The organism is Spirillospora sp. NPDC047279 (genome assembly GCF_040643285.1).
In the GTDB taxonomy this organism is placed as follows: Bacteria; Actinomycetota; Actinomycetes; order Streptosporangiales; family Streptosporangiaceae; genus Spirillospora.
In genome coordinates, this window is record NZ_JBEYUA010000015.1 from 252,073 (window position 1) to 271,871 (window position 19,799).

At 73.5% G+C, this 19,799-nt stretch carries 17 protein-coding genes; 8 read left to right on the forward strand and 9 right to left on the reverse strand.

Features of this window, described 5'->3' with window-relative positions; genetic code table 11:
• Window positions 1-20 precede the first annotated feature (20 nt).
• Window positions 21-725 carry a dienelactone hydrolase family protein gene (locus ABZ810_RS34265; protein WP_358410342.1) on the forward strand — a complete coding sequence of 235 codons (705 nt, stop codon included), beginning with the start codon at window positions 21-23 and terminating at the stop codon, window positions 723-725.
• Window positions 726-730: 5 nt separating this feature from the next.
• On the opposite strand, the gene ABZ810_RS34270 is transcribed toward ABZ810_RS34265, so the two are convergent.
• The 3 genes from ABZ810_RS34270 to ABZ810_RS34280 all read right to left on the reverse strand — a co-directional run bounded on the left by ABZ810_RS34270 (window position 731) and on the right by ABZ810_RS34280 (window position 2,588).
• Window positions 731-1,015 (reverse strand): ubiquitin-like small modifier protein 1, encoded by a 285-nt coding sequence (locus ABZ810_RS34270; RefSeq protein ID WP_358410344.1) that lies wholly within the window; start codon window positions 1,013-1,015, stop codon window positions 731-733.
• Window positions 1,012-2,100 (reverse strand): exo-alpha-sialidase, encoded by a 1,089-nt coding sequence (locus tag ABZ810_RS34275; RefSeq protein ID WP_358410345.1) that lies wholly within the window; start codon window positions 2,098-2,100, stop codon window positions 1,012-1,014. Before ABZ810_RS34275 ends, ABZ810_RS34270 begins: the two co-directional genes overlap by 4 nt.
• Before the next feature lie 83 nt (window positions 2,101-2,183).
• On the reverse strand, window positions 2,184-2,588 hold the full coding sequence (locus ABZ810_RS34280; protein WP_358410347.1) for a PaaI family thioesterase: 405 nt from the start codon (window positions 2,586-2,588) through the stop codon (window positions 2,184-2,186).
• Window positions 2,589-2,768: 180 nt separating this feature from the next.
• On the opposite strand from ABZ810_RS34280, the gene ABZ810_RS34285 reads away from it, so the two are divergent.
• On the forward strand, window positions 2,769-3,575 hold the full coding sequence (locus ABZ810_RS34285; protein ID WP_358410390.1) for a helix-turn-helix transcriptional regulator: 807 nt from the start codon (window positions 2,769-2,771) through the stop codon (window positions 3,573-3,575).
• Between the two features lie 94 nt (window positions 3,576-3,669).
• Here the strand turns inward: ABZ810_RS34285 and ABZ810_RS34290 are convergent, their stop codons facing one another.
• A complete protein-coding gene (locus ABZ810_RS34290; RefSeq protein WP_358410349.1) occupies window positions 3,670-4,851 on the reverse strand; it encodes a globin domain-containing protein in 1,182 nt (393 codons plus the stop codon).
• Window positions 4,852-5,456: 605 nt separating this feature from the next.
• On the opposite strand from ABZ810_RS34290, the gene ABZ810_RS34295 reads away from it, so the two are divergent.
• From ABZ810_RS34295 to ABZ810_RS34305, 3 genes are all read left to right on the forward strand, one after another.
• Complete coding sequence (locus tag ABZ810_RS34295) at window positions 5,457-6,206, forward strand: gamma-glutamyl-gamma-aminobutyrate hydrolase family protein (RefSeq protein ID WP_358410350.1); 750 nt, start codon at window positions 5,457-5,459, stop codon at window positions 6,204-6,206.
• A gap of 115 nt (window positions 6,207-6,321) precedes the next feature.
• Window positions 6,322-7,275: an alpha/beta hydrolase gene (locus tag ABZ810_RS34300; protein WP_358410351.1), complete on the forward strand. Its 954-nt coding sequence runs from the start codon at window positions 6,322-6,324 to the stop codon at window positions 7,273-7,275.
• Window positions 7,272-8,084: an enoyl-CoA hydratase/isomerase family protein gene (locus ABZ810_RS34305; protein ID WP_358410352.1), complete on the forward strand. Its 813-nt coding sequence runs from the start codon at window positions 7,272-7,274 to the stop codon at window positions 8,082-8,084. The genes ABZ810_RS34300 and ABZ810_RS34305 overlap by 4 nt, the downstream gene beginning before the upstream one ends.
• A gap of 25 nt (window positions 8,085-8,109) precedes the next feature.
• Here ABZ810_RS34305 and ABZ810_RS34310 read toward each other — a convergent pair whose 3' ends face one another.
• The 4 genes from ABZ810_RS34310 to ABZ810_RS34325 all read right to left on the reverse strand — a co-directional run bounded on the left by ABZ810_RS34310 (window position 8,110) and on the right by ABZ810_RS34325 (window position 12,163).
• Window positions 8,110-8,586, reverse strand: a complete 477-nt coding sequence (locus ABZ810_RS34310) for an OsmC family protein (protein ID WP_358410354.1) — start codon at window positions 8,584-8,586, stop codon at window positions 8,110-8,112.
• 69 nt (window positions 8,587-8,655) lie between these two features.
• Window positions 8,656-9,837, reverse strand: coding sequence for an acyl-CoA dehydrogenase family protein (locus ABZ810_RS34315; protein ID WP_358410355.1), 1,182 nt, complete (start codon window positions 9,835-9,837; stop codon window positions 8,656-8,658).
• Between the two features lie 103 nt (window positions 9,838-9,940).
• Window positions 9,941-11,419 carry an RtcB family protein gene (locus ABZ810_RS34320; RefSeq protein ID WP_358410357.1) on the reverse strand — a complete coding sequence of 493 codons (1,479 nt, stop codon included), beginning with the start codon at window positions 11,417-11,419 and terminating at the stop codon, window positions 9,941-9,943.
• A gap of 168 nt (window positions 11,420-11,587) precedes the next feature.
• Window positions 11,588-12,163, reverse strand: a complete 576-nt coding sequence (locus tag ABZ810_RS34325; RefSeq protein WP_358410359.1) for a TetR family transcriptional regulator — start codon at window positions 12,161-12,163, stop codon at window positions 11,588-11,590.
• A gap of 346 nt (window positions 12,164-12,509) precedes the next feature.
• On the opposite strand from ABZ810_RS34325, the gene ABZ810_RS34330 reads away from it, so the two are divergent.
• On the forward strand, window positions 12,510-15,707 hold the full coding sequence (locus ABZ810_RS34330; RefSeq protein WP_358410361.1) for a carboxyl transferase domain-containing protein: 3,198 nt from the start codon (window positions 12,510-12,512) through the stop codon (window positions 15,705-15,707).
• 20 nt (window positions 15,708-15,727) lie between these two features.
• Here ABZ810_RS34330 and ABZ810_RS34335 read toward each other — a convergent pair whose 3' ends face one another.
• On the reverse strand, window positions 15,728-16,792 hold the full coding sequence (locus ABZ810_RS34335; protein ID WP_358410362.1) for an ATP-binding cassette domain-containing protein: 1,065 nt from the start codon (window positions 16,790-16,792) through the stop codon (window positions 15,728-15,730).
• Window positions 16,793-17,010: 218 nt separating this feature from the next.
• Here ABZ810_RS34335 and ABZ810_RS34340 point away from each other — a divergent pair, with 218 nt between their 5' ends.
• Entirely contained in the window at window positions 17,011-18,012 is a 1,002-nt protein-coding gene (locus ABZ810_RS34340; RefSeq protein ID WP_358410363.1) for an NAD(P)-dependent oxidoreductase, read from the forward strand.
• A 192-nt stretch (window positions 18,013-18,204) separates the two neighbouring features.
• Window positions 18,205-19,575 carry a M28 family peptidase gene (locus ABZ810_RS34345; RefSeq protein WP_358410364.1) on the forward strand — a complete coding sequence of 457 codons (1,371 nt, stop codon included), beginning with the start codon at window positions 18,205-18,207 and terminating at the stop codon, window positions 19,573-19,575.
• The last annotated feature ends 224 nt before the right edge of the window (window positions 19,576-19,799 follow it).

Consider the following 19,799-nt stretch of genomic DNA (forward strand, 5'->3'; position numbering starts at 1 on the left):
TGCCGCACATAGAGATCCCTGTGGGAGCGACGAGGCTGCCCGGCTACCTGGCCGTGCCCGAAGGTGCCGGGCCGTGGCCGGGTGTCGTGATCATCTTCGAGGCGTCGGGCGCCACCGAGGACATGCGGGACCAGGCCGACCGGTTCGCCCGTGAGGGTTACCTGGCCGTCCTGCCCGACCTTTATGACGGGCGGCCCTGGCTGCGCTGCGTCCGCAGGGCGATGCGGGATCTGACGCGCCGCACCGGGCCGAGCTTCGAGTACATCGAGGCGGCGCGGGGCCTGCTCGCCGGGCGGGACGACTGCACGGGGGACGTCGGCGTCATCGGGTTCTGCATGGGCGGCGGGTTCGCCCTGGTGGCGGCGGCCAAGTACGACTTCGCGGCGGCCTCGGCCAACTACGCGCTGCTGCCACGCGGGGACATGGCCAGGGCGCTGGAGGGGGCGTGCCCGGTCGTGGCGAGCTTCGGCGGCAAGGACCGGACGCTGCGGGGCGCCGCGGGCAGGCTCGAACGCGCCCTGACCGAGGCCGGGGTGCCGCACGACGTCAAGGAGTACGCCGGGTCGGGGCACAGCTTCCTGACCGAGTCGAAGGTGCCCGCCGCGCTGGGCCCGGTGATGAAGATCATCATGGGTCATGGGGAGGGCAAGGAGAACGCCGCGGACGGATGGCGGCGCATCTTCTCGTTCTTCGGCGAGCATCTCCAGAAAAAATCTACAACGTAAAGGCGTCAGCCTCCGGAGACCGCCGGGAGGATGAAGACCTCCGCGCCCGGGACCAGGGGAGTCGCCAGCAGGGCCAGGTCGCGCACGTTGGACGGGCCGACGAAGACGTTGACGTGCGGCCGCAGCACGCCCCGCTCGTCGCGGATCCGGCGCTCGACGGCGGGCAGGTCGGCGGCCAGCGCGTCGAGCAGGTCGCCGACCGTCGCGCCGTCGGGCACCTCGAACCCGACGGCGGGCTCGGCCCCGGCGATGTCGCGCAGGGCTCCCGGGAGGCGGACCGTGACGTTCATACCGTCACGGCGCGGACGCAGAGCACGTCGGGCAGGTGGCCGACCACCTCGGTCCACGTCTCGCCGTCCTCGGTGCCGGCGTAGACGCACCCGTCGCGGGTGCCGAAGTAGACGCCCGCCGGGTCGGCCTGGTCGGTGCACATGGCGTCGCGCAGGACGGTGGTGTAGACGGGCTCCCGCGGCAGGCCCTCATCGAGGCCGCGCCAGGTGGCGCCCGCGTCGTCGGAACGGTAGACGCGCAGACGGTGGCCGGCCGGGCTGCGGTCCTCGGCGCCGTTGAGCGGGAGCACGTAGACGGTGTCGGGGCGGTGCGGGTGCACCACGAGCGGGAACCCGAAGTCGGCCGGGAGGCCGTCGTCGATGCGCGTCCAGGTGGTGGTGCCGTCGTCGCTGCGGTAGACGCCGCCGTGGTGCTGGAGGAAGTAGCGGCCAGAGGGATGCCGGTCGACCTTGTGCACGCACTGGCCGTACTCGGGGAAGGCCTGGTCTTCGGGCAGGAAGTCGGCCTTGATGCCCGCGTTGCGCGGCGTCCAGGTGGCGCCGCCGTCGGTGCTCCGGTAGACGCCCCCGGTGGAGATCGCGACCGTGATCGTCTCGGGGTCGGCGGCGTCGGGGAGGACGGTGTGCAGGCACAGGCCGCCGCCCCCGGGGTGCCAGGACGGCCGGTGCGGATGGTCCCAGAGGCCTTCGACGAGGCCGAACGTGGTGCCGCCGTCGGTGGACCGGAACAGCGCCGCGGGCTCGACCCCGGCGTAGACCACCGAGGGGTCGGCGGGAGAGAAGCGGAGCTGCCAGATGTCGGCGACGCTCGCCCCGGTGCCCTCGGGGAAGGCGAGCGGCGCGCCGCCGGCGTCCTTGGACGGCTCGCTCCAGGTGCGGCCGTGGTCGTCGGAGGTGACGAGCGCCAACCCCCAGAACGGGCTGTTGACCGCGGCCAGCATCCGGCCGTCCGGGCCGATGCCGACCGCGGTGACGGGCGTGCTCGGGAACCGGAGGGGATCGGTCGTCCAATCCTTCCGGCCGTTGTGGCTGCGGGCGGTGAACAGCCCCTTGCGGGTCCCGATGACGAGCACGACGTCGTCCATGGCGTTCTCCCCGTTGAGAAGTGGCCTTCGAACGCCATGTTCGCACAGGCGGCCACGGAACGTCCGCCAGAGTGTTCGAACGGTCAGGGACGCAGGACGGCCTGGGTCTGGGTCACCTGGGCGACGCGCCTGCCGTCGGCGTCGTAGATGTCGGTCTGGACGACGATGGACGACTTCCCGACGTGCAGGGGGCGCGCCACGCCGCGCGCGTGCCCGGACCGGACGGCGCGGAAGAAGTTGGTCTTGGACTCCAGCGTGGCGGTCGACGCGCCCGGGGGCAGGTTGAGGAACGCGCAGGCGCCCCCCAGGGTGTCGGCGAGCGCCATGAGGGCGCCGCCGTGCATGATGCCGCCGGAGGTGCACCGGCCGGGCTCCCAGGCGAGCCGGCCGCTCACCTCCTCGGGCGCGGCGGCGTCGATCTCGACGCCGAGCGCGCGGGCGAACGGCATGGCGTCGACCAGCTGGTCGGGGGTGAGCTCGGTGGTCATGGGACCACCCTCGCGCCGGGACCGCGGCACGTCCATGACGTCCGGGGTAAAAGCGCCACCTTCGGCGGATCTCGCGCGGTCCGGCGGGAACGCGGGCCGGGCGGGTCGGGGCGACCGGCATTACCTGCCACGTAATCGCCCGCCTGACCCGTGATCGGTAACGTCGGCGCCGTGACCACGATGACGACTTCGCTCAGTGACGTACGGCCGGTCGGGGAGCAGCTGCGGGCCTGGAGGCAGCGGCGGCGGCTGAGCCAGCTGGAGCTCGCCTCGGCGGCCGACGTGTCGACCCGGCACCTCAGCTTCGTGGAGACGGGGCGGTCGGCGCCGAGCCGGGACATGGTGCTGCGGCTCGCCGAGCACCTGGAGGTGCCGCTGCGCGAGCGCAACCTGCTCCTGGTGTCGGGGGGATACGCGCCGGTCTACACCGAGACGCCGATGCAGGAGCCGCGCATGGACTCGGTGCGGTCGGCGCTGCGGCTGCTGCTGGACGCGCACGAGCCGTTCCCCGCCGTGGTGGTGGACCGGTTCTGGAACCTGATCGACGCCAACTCCGCCGCGGCGCTGTTCATGGACGGGGCGCCGCCGGAGCTGCTGGAGCCGCCGGTGAACGTGCTGCGGCTGAGCATGCATCCCGAGGGCATGGCCAGGAACATCGTCAACCTGGGGGAGTGGCGGGCGCACATGGTCGACCGGGTGCGCCGGCATGTGGCGCTGACGGCCGACGAGGGGCTGGCCGAGCTGTACCGCGAGCTGCGCGACTACCCGGGCGCCGACCCGGTGGCCGAGGCCGTGGTGACGCCGGTGGGCAACGAGGTGGTCGTGCCGCTGCGGCTGCGCGCGGGGGATCAGGAGCTGTCGTTCTTCAGCACGATCGCCACGTTCGGCACGCCGGTGGACATCACCGTCGCCGAGCTGGCGATCGAGTCGTTCTATCCGGCCGACGCGGCGACCACCGAGTTCCTCCGGCGCCGCGCCGGATGGTGACCCGTCCATCCGCCCGTCCCGCCGTGCCCGTCCCGGCCTGACCGCGCCAGGCCGGGACGGGTCCCTGGGGTGGAGGAGCCCGCTGAGCGGGGCGCTAGGCCCCGGTGACCACCCCCCGCAGCGCGCTCTCCGCGTCGAGGAGGTCGTGGTGGATGCGCGCCGGCGGCACGCCGAGCCGCTGGAGCTCGTCCACCGCACGGCGGATCATCGGGGTCGGCCCGGCCACGTAGACGTCGTGGTCGTCCCAGTCGTGGAAACGGTCGAGCACGTCGGCGACCCGGCCGCGCATCCCGTCGAATCCCGGCTCGTCCGACAACACCGGCACCACCCGCAGCCACGGGTAGCTCGACTCCAGCAGCCGCAGGTCGGGCAGGTCGTACAGGTCGGCCTCGCGGCTCGCGCCGGCCAGCAGGTGGATGTTGCGGTGCCGGCCGGACATGATCACCTGCTCGGCCAGCGCCTTGACCGGCGCCAGCCCGGTGCCGCCCGCGACGAACAGCAGGTCGCGGTCGGACTCGGGGTCGAGCGTCATGCCGCCCATCGCGGGGCCGAGCAGCAGGCTGTGGCCCGCCGCGGTGTGGCGGACCAGCGCGCCGCTGACCCAGCCGCCGGGCAGCGCCCGGACGTGCAGGCGGACCATCCCGTCCGAGCGCGGCGCGTTGGCGATCGAGTAGGGCCGCCACACCCTCGGCCAGCGCGCGGTCTGCACCGTGAGGTACTGCCCGGCCTGGAAGGACAGCGGCTGCCCGGGCCGCAGGGTCAGCACGGCCACGTCGTGGCCGCGCCGGTCGTGTTCGACCACCTCCGCCACCCACCAGGGCGGTGACGCGGCCGCGTCCTCGTCGGCGGCGGTGATCATCATCTCGCTGGCCGTCCGGTAGGCGTCGGCCCAGGCGGCCTCGACCTCGGGGGTCCAGGCGTCGCCGCTGAACTTGCGCAGCGTCGCGATGAGCGCGGCGCCGACCGCCGGGTAGTGCTCGCGCAGCACGCCGAACTTGCGGTGGTCGCGGCCCATCTGCGCGAGGTAGGTCCCCAGCGTGGCGGGGCTGTCGAGGCTCCAGACGATCTTCGTGAGAGCGTGGAAGAGGCGGTCGCGCTGGACGTCCATTGCCGGTGGGAAGAGGGCGCGCAGCCGCGGATTCTCCGCGAATAGGCGCCCATAAAAATAGGCGGCGGCCTTATCTCCGGTCGGCGCCAGTTGTGCGAAATTCTCTTTGACTACACGGGGTTCCAATGACATCTGCCAAGCTCGCCCCCTGGCTTTGTCTCCAGGCATCCCGATGTTCCCCGGCGTCTCCGTCGCCCTCGAGTGGCCCGGCCTGCCGCGATTCTCGCACCCAAAGCCGCTGGTACTCAACCGTTTCACGGCAAGGTGGCCACATCTGCACCAAGGGTAATCGGAAGTTGATTCTCCGTAATCCCCCTATGGGTCCCATGGTGGAGGAATACTGATCGGTATTCAACGTGCCCGGTTGAGGGCAGTTGTTCGCCGTGCCGAATTGGCGAAGTCGATCGACCGGTCGCGGTGACGCCTGGGTTTTCTCACCGTACGGCAAGGCGTTTGCCGCATGCGCGGTGGAAAAACCTCAACCCGGGGAGGAGGTTTCCGAATTGGTTGCCGCGGTGCCCGGATCCGGTGGGGATTCCGGACCGTCACCCTGACCGGGCCTGAAAGATCGTTCAGACTGCGAGTTGGACCGGGGTCTCCGCATTGGCCTGCGTGAATCAGGGGGTTGCGGCAAGCTGGGCCAAGACCGGGCCAGGGGTGGGACGGTCCGAAAAGCGGGGGTCATGCTCGACGATGACCCTGGCGAACGCGGCGATTCGCCGCACATCGGTACCGAGCCGTGGCCGGGCTCACCGAGGAGGGGAAGACACGACATGTCAGAGCCGACCCGCGGGGCTCCGGGCCCCCGCGCCGACGACGGCGCGCCGCCGCTCATCGGCGTCACGACCTACCTCGAACCGGCGCGCTGGGGCGTCTGGGTGCGCGAGGCCGCCCTGCTGCCGGCCCCCTACGTGCGCGCGGTCGAACGGGCCGGGGGAGTGCCCGTCCTGCTGCCGCCCCTGGCCGCGCTGGGAGGGATCGACCCGCTGGTCTCCGGGCTCGACGGGATCGTGCTGGCGGGCGGCGGCGACCTCGACCCGGAGCTGTACGGCGCCGACCGGCACGAGGCGACCGGGCCCCCGCAACCGCAGCGGGACCGCTTCGAGCTGGCCCTCGTCCGCGCGGTGGTGGAGGCCGACCTGCCGTTCCTGGCGATCTGCCGGGGCATGCAGGTCCTCAACGTCGCCCGCGGCGGCGCGCTCATCCAGCACCTGCCCGAGGCGGTCGGTCATGAGGGGCACGCGCCCGCGGCGGGGCTGGTCGGCGCCCACGGCGTGCAGATCAGCGCGACGAGCACCGTCGGCAAGATCCTCGGCGACCACGCCGACGTGCCCACGTACCACCACCAGGCCGTCAGCCGCCTGGGCAAGGGCCTGGTCGCGGTGGCCTGGGCGGACGACCAGGTCGTCGAGGCCGTCGAGCTCCAGGGCCACCGGTTCGGCCTGGCCGTCCAGTGGCATCCCGAGGAGGGCGACGACCGCCGCCTGTTCGAGGCGCTGGTCGCCGAGGCGTCCGGCCGCTGACCCGTGGCCATGCCCGCGGGCCGTGGCCGCCGCCGACCGGCGGGCACGCTGATCGTTTGGCCGCGCGGGGCGGCGGGTACCGTGGCCTGACGCCACCTGCCCAGGAGGTCGCCGCATGCCCCTCGACCCGCAGACCGCCCGGTTCCTCGACGACCTGCGCGCCCTGACCGCGTTCGGCGCCACCGAGCCGGCCATCGAGGACATGCGGCGCGAGCTCGGCGCGGCGGTCTTCGCCGAACGGCGCGACCTGCCGCACGTGACCGACCTCAGCGTGCCCTCCGCGGGCGGCCCGGTGCCGGTGCGGCTCTACCGGCCGGTGCCGCCGGGCGGGCCGCCGCTGCCCTGCGTGATCTACTTCCACGGCGGCGGCTGGGTGATCGGCGACCTGGAGAGCGTCGACGCCACCTGCCGCGAGCTGGCCGCCGGCGCCCGCTGCACGGTGCTCAGCGTCGACTACCGGCTGGCCCCCGAGCACCCGTTCCCGGCGGCCGTCGAGGACGCCTGGGCGGTGGCCGCCGCCGTCGCCGGCGACCCCGCGCGGTACGGCGCCGACGCGCGGGCGCTCGCCGTGGCCGGCGACAGCGCGGGCGGCAACCTCGCCGCCGTCGTCGCGCTGCTGGCCCGCGAGCGCAGGCTGCCGCTGGTGCACCAGCTGCTGATCTACCCGGTCACCGACGTCGCCATGGACACCGCGAGCCACGCCGAGTTCGCCACCGGATACGGCCTCGACGGCCCGACCCTCGCCCGCTTCACCGCGCTCTACCGGGGCGCCGCCGATCCCGCCGACCCCCGGCTCTCACCGCTGCGCGCCCCGGACCTGTCCGGGCTGGCGCCCGCCACCGTGATCACCGCCGAGTACGACATCCTGCGCGACGAGGGCGAGGCCTACGCGCGCCGCCTCGCCGGGGCGGGCGTGGACGTCGAGGCGCGGCGTTTCGAGGGCGTCGTGCACTCCTTCTTCATGCTCCCCGAGATGTTCGACGCCGGTGTCGAGGCCATGGAACGCGCTGTGCGACGATTGCGCGCGGCCTTCGACAACGCGATCTCCGGGGAAGCGGGTGCGGCATGAGCGGCGACGGCGACGGGCTGGAGCGTTACGGCGCGTACGAGCGGCTGAAGACCGACTGGGCGGCGCCGCGGGTGCTGCGGGTGACGATCAGCAGCCCGGGCAAGCTCAACGCGGTCGACACCGTCGGGCACCGCGAGCTGGCCGAGATCTGGCGGGACGTCGACGCCGACGAGCGGGTGCGCGCGGTGGTGGTGCGCGGCGAGGGCACCGCGTTCTCCGCGGGCGGCGACCTGGCCATGATCGAGGAGATGATGGACGACCACGTGGTCCGCGCCCGCATCATGCGCGAGGCCCGCGACATCGTCATGAACCTCGTCAACTGCGCCAAGCCCGTGGTCAGCGCCATCCAGGGCCCCGCGGTCGGCGCCGGCCTCGCGGTCGCGCTGCTCGCCGACATCTCCGTCGCCGGGCGCACCGCCAAGCTGCTCGACGGGCACACCCGGCTCGGCGTCGCGGCCGGCGACCACGCGGCGATCGTCTGGCCGCTGCTGTGCGGCATGGCCAAGGCCAAATACCACCTGCTGCTGAACGACGTGCTGACCGGCGAGGAGGCCGAGCGCATCGGCCTGGTCAGCCTGTGCGTCGACGACGACGAGGTGCACGCCCGGGCCCTGGAGATCGCCGGCAGGCTCGCCGGGAGCGCGGCCGAGGCGGTGCAGTTCACCAAGCACGCCCTCAACAACTGGCTGCGCATGGCCCAGCCGGCCTTCGACGCCTCGCTGGCGCTGGAGTTCCTCGGGTTCACCGGCTCCGACGTCCGCGAGGGCGTCGCCGCCATCCGCGGCAAGCGGCCCGCCGACTTCGCCTGACCGCAGGCCGCCCGCCCCGCCCGCCTCAGGAACCGGGGCCGGCGGCCGTCGGCTCGTGGTGCACCTTGAAGTTGACCGAGTTGGCGATGAAGCACATCTGGTGCGCCCGCTCGTGCAGCGCCACCGCGCGCTCGGCGTCGGACGGATCGGTGACGGTCACGTGCGGGCGCAGGACGACCTCCTCGAAGTGCCCGCTGCCGTCGGGCGTCTCGGCCATCGTCCCGTACGGCCGGTCGGTGTACGCGGTGACCGTGATCTTGGCGCCGACGCACAGGTGCAGGAACCACAACATGTGGCACTGCGAGAGCGCCGCGACCAGCAGCTCCTCGGGGTTCCAGCGTTCGGGGTCGCCCCGGAACGCGGGATCGGCGGAGCCGGCGAGCACGGGTTTCCCCTCGGCGCGGATCTCGTGCGAACGTTCGAACGCCCGGTAACCGCTGGTGCCGGTGCCCGAGTTGCCGGTCCACACGACCTCGACCTCGTAGTGGTGCGACTTCGCCATGACCGCCTCCTGCTCCGCTGCCCTCAAGAGGCCAGGATTCCCCCCGGTGGAAACCCTTGAACCCGCCGTTCAGTAGGACTTCGGGAGCCCCAGTTCGTGCTGGGCGATGTGGGCGAGGACGAGCTCCTCCGCCACCGGGATGTTCTTGGCGATGCGCGCGTCGCGGAACATGCGCGCCACCGGGTACTCCAGCGAGTACGCCATGCCGCCGTGGGTCTGGAACGCCCGGTCGGCCGCCTGCCACGCCGCGTCGGCCGCGGTCAGCTTGGCGATGTTGGCCTCCGACCCGCACGGCTGCCCCCGGTCCCACAACCACGCGGCCTTGTAGGTCATGAGGCGGGCCAGCTCGACCTGCGCCTTGACCTTGGCCAGCGGGAACGCCACCGCCTGGTTGGCGCCGATGGGCCTGCCGAACGGCGCGCGGTCGCGGGCGTAGTCGCAGGCGATCTCCAGGACCAGCTCGCCGAAGCCCACGCCGCTGGCCGCCGCGAGGATGCGCTCGGGGTTGAGGATGTCCCACATCACCGCGAAGCCCTGGTCGACCCGGCCGAGCACCCGTTCGGCCGGGACCCGCACCTCGTCCAGGAACACCATGCTGGAGGCGACGGTGTTGGTGCCGAGCTTGGGGATCGGCTGGTAGGTGAGCGTGCCCGCGGCGACGGCCTCCTTGACGTCCACCAGGAGGACCGTGAAGCCCGCCGTGCGCGGCTTGGCCTCGGCCGCCGGGATCGTCCGCGTGACCAGCACCAGGAAGTCGGCGCGCTCCACCCCGGAGATCCAGATCTTCTGGCCGCTCACCACGAAGTGGTCGCCGTCCCGCCGCGCCTGGGTGGTGATGTTGATGGCGTTGCTGCCGGCGTCCGGCTCGGTGATGGCGAAGCAGGTCTCGACCTCGCCCGACACGATCTTGGGGAGGAGCTCGCGCTTCTGCTCCTCGGTGCCGTGCCGCATGATGGTCAGCCCGCCGAACGCGGGGGTCAGCAGGTACATGAACGAGGCCGCGCCGCCCGCGCCGCCCGCCGCGAGGCTCTCCAGCGCGACCGACAGCTCCAGCAGGCCCTGCCCGGCGCCGCCGTACTCCTCCGGGATCGCCAGGCTGTGCCAGCCGCCCCGCACCAGCTCCTGCCAGACCTCCTCCGGCCAGCGCTTCTCGGCGTCGCACCGGTCCCAGTAGGCCTGGTCGTACTTCGCGGCGATCGCCCGCACGCCGTCCCGTACCGCGATCGCGCTCTCGGGCAGGTTGAAGTCCATCTCGCGCCTCCGCAGCCTCGCTCGAATGCCGTTGCGCGCCCACCGTATCCGACGCGGTAAGCGTTCACTGACATCAACCCCGGACCTCGGTCTGACCTGGGGATCAGCCCTTGACCGTCAGCAGCGGGCGAAGCTCGGCGACCACGTCCGCCACGCCGCCGGCCGCCAGGCCCGCGACCACCGGCCCGATGTCCTTGTACGCCCAGGGCGCCTCCTGCTTCAGGTCGCGGCGCCAGGCGGCCATGACGTCCGCCCGCCGAGCCACCACCGGATCGCGGTGGTCCAGCGGCGTCACGACGCGGAACTCCCGCAGGAACGCGTCGAGCTCGGCGTCGCTCGCCCGCGCCGTCGCCCCGCGCGGCACCCGGCGCCCGGCGCCGTGGCACGCGCTGGCGAGCGTCCGCCCGTTGCCCTGACCGCGCAGGACGTAGCTGGAGGCGCCCATCGAGCCGGGCACGATCACCGGCTCCCCCCACATCGCGTACGGGCCGCCCGCCGTCTCGGCGTAGCCGCCCGCCGGAGTGGCGCCCTTGCGGTGCACGACCCGGTCGCCGTCCTGCCAGAAGAGGTTGTGCGGCGCGTCGTACAGCAGGCCGGACGACAGGTCCCCGCACTCGGCCGCCAGGCCCGCCCGCATCGTGAGCGCCAGGAAGAACCGGTTGCCGACCGCGAAGTTGGCCGCGTTGGCGAACGCGTCCAGGTAACGGCGCCGGGCGGGCGCGGAACGTTCGTCCAGCACGAACGGCAGGATCCCGTTGCGCGGCCGGGGCATGCCGGACGGCCAGCCGGCGCGCAGGGCGTCGAGCGCCGTCGTGTTGGCCTGGTGCCCCAGCCCCAGCGAGCCGCTGTGCGCCATCAGCACCACCGCGCCCGGGGCCAGGCCCCAGGCGTGCGCCGCCGCCGCGTCGTGGACGGCGGCGACGTACTGCAGTTCACAGAAGTGGTTGCCGCCGCCGATGCCGCCGATCAGGCTGTCGTGGCTCGCGCTGCCGATCCAGTCGGCGAACGCGCCGGCGGTGGACGCGGGGAACGCCGGGGCGTGCATGCGGTCGACGCCGTCGTCCAGGTCGCCCGGCTGGATCCCGGGCCACCGCGTGGCGTCACCGGTGAGCAGGAGCCCGGGCAGCCCTTCGCGCAGCAGCGCCTCGCGCTGGGCGGGGCTGAGCGCGATCCGCCTGCCGCCCTCGAAGAACAGGTGCCGCAGCCGCCGTTCGAGCGCGTCGAGCCGGGGCCGGACGTCGTCGGCGCGGAGCGAGGTGACCTCCAAGCGCATGCCGCAGTTGACGTCGTTGCCGACGGCCTGGGGGAGCAGGGCGTGCTCGGTCTCCAGGACCGTGCCGATCGGGATCCCGGCGCCCTTGTGGAAGTCGGGGGTGAGGGCGACGCGCGTGATGCGGGCGTCCGGTGCCAGGCCGGCGAGGGTGTCGGCGGTCTCCAGGAGGGTGAGCACCTCGTCGACGGCGGCGGGTTCGAGCGGGACGTCCGGGCCGGCGCAGATCTCGACCGGGATGTCCCAGGGGTTGGGGAGGCGGAGCCAGTTCTCGTCGTCGCGGACGAGGCGGTGGTCTTGGCGGGCGCGCATGAAAGGGGTCCTTCGGGCTGCTGAGCGCGCGGCGAGGCCACGCGAAGAGAAAGGGGAAAGCGAAAAGGGGAAAGGGGCGAGCGAATCGGCTCGCCGGGTCCTCGGGTTCAGCAGCCGCGAGGTCAGTGATCTCAGAAGGTAGCCGGTCGGCGCGCCGGGCGCGACCGGTTATTCGCCGGGCACGTCCAGATAGCGGGTGACCATGCGGGCGATCAGGTCGGCGACGCGGTCGGGCGGCTCGGTGGGCAGCACGATGTGGCTCATCGTCAGCCGCACCGCCGCCTCGGCGATCTCGGCGAACGCGGCCGGGTCGAGCTCGGGCCACTGCGCGCGGGCGTGCTCGACGATCCGGGTGCGGGCGGTGAACAACACCGGCTCGGCCTGCGTGGTCAGCAGCGGCAGCAGCTCGTCGCCGCCCGCGCCGGTGAGGACGACCTTCTTGATGGGGTCGTCGGCCGACAGGCCCAGCGTGAAGCGGACCGCGGCGGCGACGGCGGCGTAGAGGTCGTCCGCGTGCTCGGTCAGGACCCGGTCGATGCCGTCCAGGTACCGCTCGTTGTCGCGCAGCACGACGGCCTGCGCCATGCCCCACTTGTCGCCGAACTCGTTGTAGACGGTCTGCCTGCTGACCCCGACGGCGGCGGCCACGTCCTGCATGCGGACGCCGCGGTAGCCGCGCCGGACGAGCAGCTCCGCCGCCGCGTCGAGCAGCGAGTCACGGAGAGAGGAGTGTTCTGCGGTCATCCGGACCCTCCCTTCCAGGCGACGACGCCGATGACCATTATCGTCGGCCCCATGGTCGACGAGGACTACGTGACGCTCAATCGTGCCCTCCGGGACGAGCGTGTGCCCATACACGTCGGCAGTGACTTCTGCGACGTCGCGGGCTTCCGGCGCACGTCGTGAGCGCGCTGGCCGGGGCCGGGCTGCGGGTGGGGTTCCTGCACGAGTTCGACCACACCCTCTTTCCGCGCCACCGGGGCCTGGAGCGGGAGGGCACGGCCTACCGGCTCCCCGGAGGACGGCCTCGGGTGCCTTTGATGTACTCCTTGAAGGCGGGCAAACCCGGCACGTCCCGATGGGGAGGGTCATGAACGGCATCCTGGTGGCCAACCGCGGTGAGATCGCCGTGCGGGTGATGCGCGCGGCGTCGGAGCTGGGCATCAGGACGGTCGCGGTGCACACCCGTGACGACGCCGGCGCGCTGCACGCGCGGCGGGCGGACCAGGCCCGCGAGCTGCCCGGGACCGGTGCCGCCGGCTACCTGGACGCCGAGGCGATCCTGGCCGCGGCCAAGGACGCCGGGGCCGACGCGGTCCATCCGGGCTACGGGTTCCTGAGCGAGAACGCGGCGTTCGCGGCGCGCTGCGCCGCCGCCGGGCTGACGTTCACGGGGCCGCGGCCGGAGCTGCTGGAGCTGTTCGGCGACAAGACGCGGTCGCGGGCGCTGGCGGAGCGGCTCGGCGTTCCGGTGACGCCCGGGACGGGCGGGCCGACCGGACAGGCGGACGCGGTGGCGTTCGCCCGGGAGCACGGGCCGGTGATGATCAAGGCGCTGGCCGGGGGCGGCGGCCGCGGGATGCGGGTGGTGGAGGACCCCGCCGAGCTCCCCGAGGCGTACGAGCGGTGCCGGTCGGAGGCGCTGGCCGCGTTCGGCGCCGGCGAGGTCTACGTCGAACGGTACGTGCCGCGGGCGCGGCACATCGAGGTGCAGATCGCGGGCGACGGCTCCGGCGCGGTCACCCACCTGTGGGAGCGTGACTGCAGCGTGCAGCGGCGCCATCAGAAGCTCGTGGAGATCGCGCCCGCGCCGGCCCTCCCGGAGGGCCCGCGCGCGGCGATCCTCGACGCGGCGTGCCGGATGGCCGCGGAGGTGCGCTACACGAGCCTGGGCACGTTCGAGTTCCTCGTCGCGGGCGAGGAGTTCTGGTTCCTGGAGGCCAACCCGCGGCTCCAGGTCGAGCACACCGTGACCGAGGAGATCACCGGCGTCGACCTGGTGAAGGCGCAGATCAGGCTGGCCCGCGGCGCCCGCCTGGCCGAGGTCGGGCTGGCCTCGCCGCCCACCGCGGCCGGGTGCGCGATCCAGGCGCGGGTCAACACCGAGACGCTGGACGCCGACGGCACGCCGCGACCGCACGCGGGGACGCTGGCGGTCTTCGCGCCGCCGACGGGCCCCGGCGTCCGCGTCGACACCCACGGCTACGCCGGCTACACCACGAGCCTGCGGTACGACCCGCTGCTCGCCAAGGTCATCGCCCGCGCGGAGGACTTCCCCGCCGCCGTGGCCCGTGCCAGGGGGGCGCTCGCCGAGTTCGAGATCTCCGGTGTCGCGACCAACGTCCCGCTGCTGCGCGCCGTCCTGGAGCACCCGGACTTCGCCTCCGGCGCGTTCGACACCGGGTTCGTCACCGGTCACCTCGGCGAGCTGCCCACCGACCGGCCGGACGCGGTGGGCACGGCGGACAGGGCGGACGCGGCCGGGGCCGAGGTGGTCGCCGCGCCGCTCCAGGGCACGGTGGTGAGCGTGGAGGTCGCCGAGGGGGACCTCATCCGGGCGGGAGCGCCGGTGGTGATCCTCGAGGCGATGAAGATGGAGCACGTGGTGCGCGCCGGCACGTCCGGCTTCGTCCGCTCGCTGGCCGCCGCGGCCGGTGACACGGTGGCCGAGGGCGCCGCGCTCCTGCTGCTGGAACCCGCCGAGACGGACGGCGACCACGCCGACGACGAGGCGGAGATCGACCTGGACGAGATCCGCGCCGACCTCGCCGAGGTGCGCCGGAGGCACGAGATCGGCCTGGACGCCGCGCGGCCGGAGGCCGTCGCCAAGCGGCACGGCCGCGGGCATCGCACCGCCCGCGAGAACATCGGCGACCTGTGCGACCCGGGCACGTTCACCGAGTACGGCGCGCTGGCGATCGCGGCCCAGCGCCGCCGCCGGCCGGTGGAGGAGCTGATCGAGCGCACCCCGGCCGACGGCCTGGTCTGCGGCGTCGGCGACGTCAACGGGAGCCGGTGCGCCGTCATGTCGTACGACTACATGGTGCTGGCGGGCACGCAGGGCCACCAGAACCACCGCAAGACCGACCGCGTCTTCGAGCTGGCCGAACGCCGGCGGCTGCCGCTCGTGCTGTTCGCCGAGGGCGGCGGCGGGCGGCCCGGCGACACCGACACCAGCTCGGTGTCGGGCCTGGACGTCATGAGCTTCCACGCGATGGGCAGGCTGAGCGGCCTGGTCCCGCTCGTCGGCATCGCGTCCGGGCGCTGCTTCGCCGGGAACGCGGCCCTGCTGGGCTGCTGCGACGTCATCATCGCCACCCGCGACGCCAACATCGGCATGGGCGGCCCCGCCATGATCGAGGGCGGCGGGCTCGGCGTCTTCCGGCCGGAGGAGATCGGGCCCGCCGCCGACCAGGTGCCCAACGGCGTCGTCGACGTGCTCGTCGACGACGAGGCCGAGGCCGTCGACGTCGCCCGGCGGTACCTGTCCTACTTCCAGGGGGACGGCGCCTTCCGGCCGGACGGCGACGGCTGGACGTGCGACGACCAGCGGATCCTGAGGCACCTCATCCCCGAGAACCGGCTGCGCGCCTACGACGTCCGGCGGGTCATCGAGCACCTCGCCGACACCGGCTCGGTGCTGGAGCTGCGCCGCGGCTTCGGCGCCGGGGTCATCACCGCGCTCGTCCGTGTCGAGGGGCGCCCGCTGGGCCTGATCGCCAACAACCCGGTCCACCTGGGCGGCGCCATCGACGCCGACGCCGCCGACAAGGCCGCGCGCTTCCTCCAGCTGTGCGACGCGCACGGGCTGCCGGTCGTCTCGCTCTGCGACACCCCCGGGTTCATGGTCGGCCCGGACGCCGAGCGCACCGCCACGGTCCGCCACTTCAGCCGCATGTTCGTCATCGGCGCGAACCTGCGCGTCCCGATCATCACGATCGTGCTGCGCAAGGGGTACGGGCTGGGCGCCCAGGCGATGGCGGGCGGCAGCTTCAAGGCGCCGCTGGCCACCGTCGCGTGGCCGACCGGCGAGATCGGCGGCATGGGGCTGGAGGGCGCGGTCCGCCTGGGCTTCCGCAAGGAGCTCGAGGCCGCCGAGGATCCCCGGGCTCTGTTCGAGCAGATGGTCGCCCTCGCCTACGAGCACGGCAAGGCGCTCAACGCCGCCTCCGTCTTCGAGCTGGACGACGTCATCGACCCGGCCGACACCCGCCGCTGGATCACCACCGCCTTCGACGCCGCGCCGCCCGTCCCGGCGGATCCGCGCCCCTGGATCGACACCTGGTGAGGTTCGGGCGACGGTGACGTTCAGGCCACGGCGACGGGCGCGCCCGGACGGCCGTCGCCCGCGGCGGGCCGTCCCAGGTAGGCCTCGTGGACGCGGGGATCGGCGCGCACCTGGACGGGCGGGCCATGCGAGACCAGCTCGCCGCGGTCCAGCACGCAGAGCACGTCGCAGACGCCCATGACCGTCTCCAGGTCGTGCTCGACGAGGAGCACCGCCACCCCCTCGGCGGCGAGGTCGCGCAGCAGGCACTCCAGCGACCGGGCCGCGGGCACGGGCAGCCCGGAGAAGGGCTCGTCGAGCAGCAGCAGCCGCGGCTCGGTGGCCAGCGCCCGCGCGAGATCGAGCAGCCGCGCGGCCCAGGGCGGGACCCGCGCGGCCGGGCAGGCGGCGTACCCGGCGATCCCGACGCGCTCCAGCAGCCGGTCGGCGACCGGCCCCGCCTCGCGCCGCGCCTGGCGCCGTCGCCGCCACCCCCGCCGGCCCGCGCGTCCAGGGGTCTCCCGCGTCATCGCGTGGATCTCGGCGGCGACCAGCACGTTGCCGCGGACGCTGAGCGAGCCGAACGGCTCGGGGCGCTGGAACGTGCGCGCCATGCCGAGCCGGGCCCGGACGTGCGGGGCGGCCGAGCCGAGATCGGCGCCGCCGAGCCGCACCGGGCCGCCGGGCGGCCGCCGCAGCCCGGTGACGGCGTCGAGGAACATGGTCTTGCCCGCGCCGGCCGGCCCGATCAGGCCGGTGACCGTGCCCGGGGGCGCTTCGAGGCCCGCCGCGCACAGGCCCTCGTCCGGGTGGCCGGGAGTGGTCCGCCGCCGGCGGCCGCGGCCCGCCGAGACGACCGCGCACGCGGCGGCGAGCACCAGCGCCAGGAGGCTCGCGACGGCCAGCGGACCGGCCGCGGGGGATTCCCGCCACACCCCGTCGAGGAGGGCGGCCGCCAGGCCGGTGAGCCCCGCCGGGCCGGCGAACAGCGCGGCCCGTGCCGCCCGGGTGTCGACGCCGAGCGTGGCGCAGGCGATGTGGCTGTCACGCAGCGCGAGCAGGAGCCGTCCGTGCGGGCCGCGCCGGAGCGCCGTCGCGAAGTGCACATCAGCCCCCGGTGTGGACGACCTCGCCGGATGTCCTGTGATCTGGATCACTGGCGGTTCCTCACCCTACTGACGGCGATGTCGCGTTTCAACGGCCCGCCGCGCGCGGCGCCGCCGGCAGGTATGCCGGTTCCGTTCGCGTTTCCGGGAGTTGCTCTCGGTTTCCATTGATTTCTCCCGGTGAGAGAAGGGTGAATGCTCCGAGGACGGGAGATCTCATGGGTGAGCGGCAGGGGCGGGCGCTGGTGCTCGCGCCGATGCGGGGGGACGGCTGGGAACGGCTCGGCGAGCTGACCGAGGTGGTGTACGAGCCGGCCGCCGAGCAGCGGCCGTACCGGCTCCACTCGGCCGCCGACCTGGCGCGCAGGCTCGCCGAGACCGGGGCGTCGATCCTGGTGACCGAGGCCGACGAGGTCGCCGGGCCGGTGTTCGACCACCCGCTGGAGTTCATCGCCGTGACCCGCGGCGACCCGGTGAACGTGGACGTCGCGGCGGCCACGGCGCGCGGTGTCCCGGTGCTCTACACGCCGGGGCGCAACGCCGACGCGGTCGCCGAGCTCACCGTGGCGCTGCTGTTCGCCGCCGCGCGCGGGGTCGTCGGCGCCGACCGCACGGTGCGCGAGGGGTCGGTGTACTCCGACGGCGTCATCCCGTACCAGCGGCACCGGGCGTGGCAGCTGGCCGGGCGCACGTTCGGCATCGTGGGCCTGGGCGCGGTCGGCCGCGCGGTCTGGTGGCGGATGGACGGGCTGGGGCTGCGCGTGATCGCCTGCGACCCGTACGCCGACGGCGCCACCCACAAGCTCCCCGCGCTGCTCGGCGTGGCCGACGTCGTCTCGATGCACGCGGGCCTCACCGAGGAGACGCGCGGGATGATCGGTGAACGCCAGTTCGAGATCATGAAGCCGGGCGCGCTCTACCTCAACACCGCCCGCGCCGAGCTGCACGACACCGACGCGCTCGTGGGCGCGCTGGCGTCCGGGCACCTGGCGGGGGCCGGGCTCGACCACTTCTCCGGGGAGTGGCTGGAGCCCTCTCACCCGATGGCCGGGCTGCCGAACGTGGTCCTGACCCCGCACATCGGCGGGGCGACCTTCGACGCCGAGTCCAACCAGGCGGCGATGGTGGCGGCGGACGTCGAGCGTCTGCGGAGTGGGGAACGCCCCCTGCACTGCCTCAACCCCGAGGTCCTCCAGGTGGGGCACGAGCCGGCCTCCTGAGAGGGGCCGCTTGATCACGTTTCGGTTGCGCAGCGGTAGACGATCTTGCTTGATGAATGGGGCATTTCGTAAATTCGCGGCAAACGGGGTGCCCCTGACTCCCCGGCAGGTCAGCGCCGACCGTACCGCCCCCGTCGATCCGGGAGCCGGTCGCGGCCGTCGTGACCTGTTCTTACTCCCCGGAGGAGACGCATGACCGAGGTCAACCGCCGCGACCTGCTGGCCGGAGCCGCGGCCTTCGCGGGCTTCGCCACCGTGGGCCTGCTGCCCGGAACGGCCGCCGCCGCGACCCGGCAACGCCCCGGCGCCGCCCTGCCCCCCTCGCTGAGCACCGGTGACAAGGCCGTGGTCGCGCGGGTGGACGCCCGCCGCGCGCTCCGGCACCTCAAGGTGCTGAGCGACCAGATCGGCTGGCGCGTCGCCGGCACCCGGCAGGAGCACCAGGCCGCCCGCTACATCGCGGGCGAGCTGCGCGACCTGGGCTACAAGGTCGAGCTCCAGCCGTTCCCGGTGCCCGACAAGAACCTCGCCGAGATGTGGGTCGAGGTGAACCGCCGCCGCGAGCACTGGCAGAGCTGGGCGGTGCTGAACGCCGCCACCGGCCGGGTCCGGGGCGAGGTCGTCGACCTGAAGAACGCGACCGAGGTCACCGCCGACCTGACCGGCAGGATCGCGCTGTTCGACCGGGTCGCCGGCAAGGAGCTGGACCAGGCCAAGGCCGCCGTCGCCAAGGGCGCCGAGGCCGTGCTGATCCAGAACGTGCGCTCGGCCACCTACCCCGAGCGCAAGGCGCAGTCGCTCAACGTGGTCTTCGCCGAGTACGTGGACGCGCCGGTGCTGATCCTGGCCGAGTACCACGGCACCCAGCTCCGTTCGGGCGCCCGCCACTTCTCGCTCGAGGTCACCAAGCACACCAACCTGACCTCCTACAACGTGCTCGCCTCGCGCAAGGCGACCTTCCCCAACCCCGAGGGCAAGGCCGTCATGGTCAGCGCGCACTACGACTCGGTGCCCGGCTCGCCCGGCGGCAACGACGACGGCAGCGGCACCGTCCTGTGCATGGAGCTGGCCCGCGTCCTGAAGCGCCTGCCCACCCAGCAGGACATCCGCATCAGCCTGTGGGGCGCGGAGGAGCTGGGCCTGGTCGGCGCCCGCTACTACGTGAGCCGGCTCAGCGAGGCCGAGCTCAAGCAGATCACCGGCGTCTTCCAGAACGACATGGTCGCCACCAGCCACCCGCCGGCGGGCACCTACTGGCTGCTGTCGGTGGACGGCAACGCCAACACCACCACGACGGCCGTCCTGGAGTCGGCCACCCGCCTGGGCTACGTCGGCCAGACCAAGGGCCCGGTCGCCCGCGGTTCCAGCGACCACGAGGCCTTCTACGAGAAGGGCGTCGCGGCGGGCAACTTCAGCTGGCGCGGCGGCGAGTCCCCGGCCCAGCTCGAGCCCGTCTACCACACCCCGGAGGACACGATCCGGGGCAACGTCAGCACCCAGCGCCTCCAGGTGTCGCTGGAGCTGATCGGCGCCGCCATGTACGACGTGGCGCGGCGCCGCTGACCCGCGTTTTCGCACGTTCCACGGTGGCGGGTCCGCTGTCAGGAGGTTCCTGGCGGCGGGCCCGCCACTGAGCGTGTTCATCCCCATCGAGTAGAGTGTCGAGCTTGTGGCACGCGGACCGCGTGCCGGACGTGACCCGTCCGGACGGTCCGCTGCCTGCGGGGATCCAGAGAATCCCCAGGTGGCGCTTGGTGTGCGCCGCCGTGGACGGCCCAGCGGCACGG

What these genes read in the sequence shown, in the direction of transcription:
- ABZ810_RS34270 (WP_358410344.1), bottom strand. Translation starts at nt 1,015, where the DNA reads ATGAACGTCACGGTCCGCCTCCCGGGAGCCCTGCGCGACATCGCCGGG.
- ABZ810_RS34275 (WP_358410345.1), bottom strand. Translation starts at nt 2,100, where the DNA reads ATGGACGACGTCGTGCTCGTCATCGGGACCCGCAAGGGGCTGTTCACC.
- ABZ810_RS34280 (WP_358410347.1), bottom strand. Translation starts at nt 2,588, where the DNA reads ATGACCACCGAGCTCACCCCCGACCAGCTGGTCGACGCCATGCCGTTC.
- ABZ810_RS34285 (WP_358410390.1), top strand. Translation starts at nt 2,769, where the DNA reads ATGACGACTTCGCTCAGTGACGTACGGCCGGTCGGGGAGCAGCTGCGG.
- ABZ810_RS34290 (WP_358410349.1), bottom strand. Translation starts at nt 4,851, where the DNA reads ATGCCTGGAGACAAAGCCAGGGGGCGAGCTTGGCAGATGTCATTGGAA.
- ABZ810_RS34295 (WP_358410350.1), top strand. Translation starts at nt 5,457, where the DNA reads ATGTCAGAGCCGACCCGCGGGGCTCCGGGCCCCCGCGCCGACGACGGC.
- ABZ810_RS34300 (WP_358410351.1), top strand. Translation starts at nt 6,322, where the DNA reads ATGCCCCTCGACCCGCAGACCGCCCGGTTCCTCGACGACCTGCGCGCC.
- ABZ810_RS34305 (WP_358410352.1), top strand. Translation starts at nt 7,272, where the DNA reads ATGAGCGGCGACGGCGACGGGCTGGAGCGTTACGGCGCGTACGAGCGG.
- ABZ810_RS34310 (WP_358410354.1), bottom strand. Translation starts at nt 8,586, where the DNA reads ATGGCGAAGTCGCACCACTACGAGGTCGAGGTCGTGTGGACCGGCAAC.
- ABZ810_RS34315 (WP_358410355.1), bottom strand. Translation starts at nt 9,837, where the DNA reads ATGGACTTCAACCTGCCCGAGAGCGCGATCGCGGTACGGGACGGCGTG.
- ABZ810_RS34320 (WP_358410357.1), bottom strand. Translation starts at nt 11,419, where the DNA reads ATGCGCGCCCGCCAAGACCACCGCCTCGTCCGCGACGACGAGAACTGG.
- ABZ810_RS34325 (WP_358410359.1), bottom strand. Translation starts at nt 12,163, where the DNA reads ATGACCGCAGAACACTCCTCTCTCCGTGACTCGCTGCTCGACGCGGCG.
- ABZ810_RS34330 (WP_358410361.1), top strand. Translation starts at nt 12,510, where the DNA reads ATGAACGGCATCCTGGTGGCCAACCGCGGTGAGATCGCCGTGCGGGTG.
- ABZ810_RS34340 (WP_358410363.1), top strand. Translation starts at nt 17,011, where the DNA reads ATGGGTGAGCGGCAGGGGCGGGCGCTGGTGCTCGCGCCGATGCGGGGG.
- ABZ810_RS34345 (WP_358410364.1), top strand. Translation starts at nt 18,205, where the DNA reads ATGACCGAGGTCAACCGCCGCGACCTGCTGGCCGGAGCCGCGGCCTTC.